General features: G+C 53.3%; 3 protein-coding genes. 1 reads left to right on the top strand and 2 read right to left on the bottom strand.

The window, feature by feature from the left end; genetic code table 11:
- Positions 1-528: 528 nt before the first annotated feature.
- Positions 529-951, top strand: coding sequence for an Hsp20/alpha crystallin family protein (locus tag ACOYNV_RS25910; protein WP_422902703.1), 423 nt, complete (start codon positions 529-531; stop codon positions 949-951).
- A 321-nt stretch (positions 952-1272) separates the two neighbouring features.
- On the opposite strand, the gene ACOYNV_RS25905 is transcribed toward ACOYNV_RS25910, so the two are convergent.
- On the bottom strand, positions 1273-3459 hold the full coding sequence (locus tag ACOYNV_RS25905; protein ID WP_422902702.1) for an EAL domain-containing protein: 2187 nt from the start codon (positions 3457-3459) through the stop codon (positions 1273-1275).
- Positions 3452-4491 (bottom strand): EAL and HDOD domain-containing protein (locus ACOYNV_RS25900; RefSeq protein ID WP_422902701.1); only part of this gene is annotated, 1040 nt, incomplete at its 5' end. The genes ACOYNV_RS25900 and ACOYNV_RS25905, both read right to left, overlap by 8 nt.

The raw sequence follows: 4491 nt of genomic DNA, 5'->3' as shown, positions 1-4491 counted from the left end.
AATAGGCACTTCCACCTTGGCGAATGTCAGGCATTACCAACTCGGCGCTCTCAGTATGAGTTGCATCACAGCCCTCGTTCAGGCTCATACCTCATTGGACAAGGCGGTGGCCGAGGCGGGCCGCGAGTGCTAGCTAGGCATTCGCCAGGCGCGGGTTGCGCAGATTAAGTGAGCTTTTGGCCAGCATGCGTCCGATTCGGAAGAACCCCTCCGAACTACCCATGGTTGCTGAGTCACAGTAGAACTCGATGGCCACCAGGCCGGAGTTCTGTCTGATCCCGACTCCTAGCTCCGCTGCCTGTCCCTGCACCAACGTGGCGATAACACGCGGGGCATGAACGTAGCCCTGCGCTTATGCCCCAGTTGCTAGCCAGACCAAGAGCAGGAGTGCGTGGATGATCCAGCCGATGCCTGAAATGCATCCAGATGCTGGTAATTCGAAAACGGCTAAGAACCTCTTGAAATCGATTGGGGGAGACCACATATTTTTGTACGGGAAGAACCCGGTTTTTTAATCAGGAGGATGAAATGGCTAACATATTGCGCTATAACGCCGCCGATGATGCGGTTGATGATCTCTTTCGCGGCTTTTTTATGCGTCCTGTACGCTTTGAAGGGCAGCAGGAAATCCAGATCAAAATTGATGTCAGCGAAGACGACAAGGCTTACACCGTTCATGCCGAGATTCCTGGAGTAAAGAAAGAGGACATTCATGTAACGGTGGAAGGTAGCCAGGTTTATATCGACGCTGAAGTAAAGAACGAAAAGGAAGTGAAGGAAGGAGGCAAGGTGCTGCGCAGCGAACGTTACTACGGGAGGGTGTCGCGTTCGTTCGCTCTGGGTCAGGAGGTCGATGATGCTGCAGTTGTAGCGAAGTACACCAACGGGGTGCTTGAATTGAATTTACCCAAACGCGCAGCCGCGAAAACCAGGCAGATTGCCATTCAGTAATCAGTAATCAGCAAGCCGAAAAAACAGCAGCGCGGAGGAAACGGAAAGCAATGGATAGAAATGTCAGCTTCATTGTTTTCCAAGAACTCCGCGCTGGTTCCGGCTTCGAGTGCTTGAGATTTGGTTGAAATCCAGGCAGTGCGGCGCCTTTAGAGGCTGTGAAAATATCAATAATCCACCGCAGAGACGCAAAGGGGCAAAGAAAACGCAGAGAACCCACATTGTTTTTAGGGCTTTCTCTGCGAGACCTTGCGGCTCTGCATTTCCTTCGCTCACCTTTGCGGCGCTGGGGTGGGTGTTCAGGCATTTTTTCACAGCCTCTCAGTCGAGGGACAGGTGCCGTTTCTCCCTGACCATGCATTCAAAGTCTGCGGCCGCAACAGGCGGACTGAATAGGTAACCTTGCAATTGGTCACATCCCAAGTTGCGCAGGAAAGTCATTTGTTCCCGGGTTTCAACGCCTTCGGCGACGATCTCCTGACGCAGTTGTTTACCCATGGTAACGATGGCTTGGGCGATGGCGCAGTCGTTTTGGTCGTCCGGGACGCCTATTACGAAGGCGCGGTCGATCTTGAGCGTGGTAATCGGAAATTTCTTGAGATAGGCCAGGCTGGAGTAACCGGTGCCAAAGTCATCCAGCGATAGATTGAACCCCATGGACACCAGTTTGTTCATGATCGGAATGACTTTTTCAGGACCTCGAACGAGCAGACTCTCCGTGATTTCCAGTTTGAGGCACTCGCAAGGAACACCATGACGTTCGATTGCGGCTTGAAGTCGATCCGGAAGTAGATTGTCAAATTGTCTTGCCGAGAGGTTAACGGCGATCGGGACCGGTTCGAGCCCGCTATCCAGCCAACTCCGAATCTGGCGGCAAGCCTCTTCGATTACCCAGTTACCCAATTCAAGGATCAAGCCGGTTTCTTCGGCAATCGGTACAAATTTGCTCGGCGGGATCATGCCATGTTCTGGATGAGACCAGCGGATGAGTGCCTCGGCGCCGACAATTCGTCCGCTTCGCAAGCTGACTTTTGGCTGGTAGTGCAACAGGAGTTGGTAGCCGGTCAGCGCCTCGCGCAACTCGCCTTCAAGTTGCCATTGCTCTTTGGCGCGTACGTTCATTTCCGGGCTGTAGAACAGGTAGCCGGAGGACTCGTTGTTCTGCTTGACGCGTTGCATTGCGACATCCGCAAAGCGATGCAGCGCGGCTGTGCTGAGGCCGTCCTCAGGGTAGATCGCGATGCCGATGCTGGCGCTGATGTGCAAGGCGTGCGACTCGATAACGAAGGGCGTTTCAAGTGAGCTGAGCAGTTTTTCTGCGACAAGGCCGCTGTGCTCGCTTTTCTGGACGCTGATTAGTGCCACGACGAACTCATCGCCTCCGACTCTGGCCAGGATATCTTCCTTGCGCAGCGCTTCCCGGAAGCGTTGGCCGACCTGTCGCAATAACTCATCGCCTACTTCATGGCCAAGTGAATCGTTGACCGAGGTGAAACGGTTGAGGTCGATGACCAGCAAGGCACAGTGAGCGTTGTTACGACGTGCCGCAGTCAGTGACTGCTCTACAAGCTGGTGGAACAGCGTGCGATTTGGCAGGCCAGTCAGACTATCGTAATTGATGATCCGCTGCATGCGTTCTTCAGCGGCACGCAAAACACTGATATCGGAGAAAATCGAGAAAGCATGTGTGACGACACCTCCCGTATTGCGCACAACCCCGATAGAGACCGATTGCGGGAACAAATTGCCATTTTTCCGTTTGCCGACGATTTCACCATGCCATGCACCTGCTCCATGCATTGCACCGCGCACCTCCGACCTGAAATCGGCACTATGCACTCCTGAACGAAGAAGATCGGGGGTTTTGCCGATGGCTTCTCTGGCTGAATAGCCGGTAATTCGCGAGAACGCCGAGTTGACCGATACAATCAGTTCGTCGGAATCGGTAATCAGAATCCCCTCGTCGCTATCCTCAATGATCCGCGCATGCAGGCGTTGCTTCTCTTCTATGGATAGACGGTCGGCAATTTCACAAAGGTGGGCCGCCATTCCGATGGGTTCTTTGTTGTCGTCAAGAATATGTTTCAACGAGAGATTGGCGCGAAATGTCTCGCCCGATTTCTTGCGGCGCCGAACTTCCATCAAAGGATTGTCGTGGTCGAGAAATAATTCGTTAATCTCGCAATTGATGTCGTCAGGTTCATCAGCGTAAAGAAACAGAATGTGCTGACCAATCGCTTCCTCCGCTGTGTAGCCGAACAGTATCTGGGCACCCTTGTTCCAGCCGGTCAGGTAGCCGACCATATCCATGGTGATAACCGGCTCATTAGTCCAGCCATCAACTTCCGGGTCATGACGTGTCGTTTCCGATCCAGACTTGGTATTGTCGGTCGCCATCGACCGTAGCGACTGTTGTAATTCGATCAGAGCTCCAGAAAGCTCATCGCCACCCAGATCGCGTGCCCTGGTACAAAGTTCAAGACAGTATTCAAGCCGCGCATCAGGCATCAACTGTATCCTGTTTGTCTTGGATGACGCTCAGCATCCATTGATGTGCCTCAATGTTAAGCGAATTGAAATCAGCTGACGACAGGTTCAAGCTGTCAAGCAGGCTGATCAGTCCGGCTTCATCTGCTCGTTCAGCACATTCCACGGCCTGAAGCAGGTGCCCGAGTTTTCCTTTGTAAGCAAGTACCGCATCAGTCAGTGAATCGTTCAGTTTCAGAGGCTTCAGAATCTCGGTCAGTGGTTTGCCGAACAAAACTCCAAGCAGCGAGAACATTCCGGCCATGAATGCATGTTCCTGCTCTGATCGATCAAGCCCACCAGCTTTGGCAAGCAATTCCATGCTGTGAGCGCGAATAGCCACCCTTGCCTGCAACATGTTGGAACGGTAGTCGTCCCGGCAGGCCGCAAACAGCATCAGGTTAAGCCAGCGCTTTAGTTGTTGGCGCCCAAGGATGAGGATTGCCTGCGAAAAGCTGGATATATGCCGGCCTACGCCGACGCCCAGCGAATTGACGAGGCGTAACAGATGGTAAGCCAGAACCGGATCCTGTCGGAAAATAGCCTCGATCTCACAGGTATCGGCATCTGCAGCAACTCGTTGCAGCAGCTTGAGTGACAATGCTCGCGAGGCGGCCTGGTTTCCCGAAGTTCTGGCTGGCGGAGCAAGATACCAATTGCCGCTTAACCAGTGAGCAGAAGGCGGTAACACTGGCTTGGTTGGTTCGTTGGAGTGATGCTGCGCATCTTCTGGCAGCATCCGGCACCCCGCGTCCAGCAGTGCCTTCAGTAACTCCGGTGGTAATCGTCTGGTGAGGTCGTCACCTACAAAACAGGGGAACGCTGTAGCAAAAGCAGAAAGATTTTCATTCACAATCAGCGGCAACAGGGCAGTCATGTCGCCTTGGCCAACATCTAGTTTTACTGCGCCCGGGTTCAGCTTTCGGTCAGCCAGAAGATGAAGGAATAAATAGGGCGCTAAGCTGACAAATCTCGCCCCATTGGAGCCACCGAATCGCGGCCTAATGGTGCCAG

Source organism: Propionivibrio sp. (genome assembly GCF_049316945.1).
Classification (GTDB): Bacteria; Pseudomonadota; Gammaproteobacteria; order Burkholderiales; family Rhodocyclaceae; genus Propionivibrio.
The sequence above is the reverse complement of the archived record's forward strand: the minus strand, read 5'-3'. Positions and strand labels throughout refer to the sequence as shown.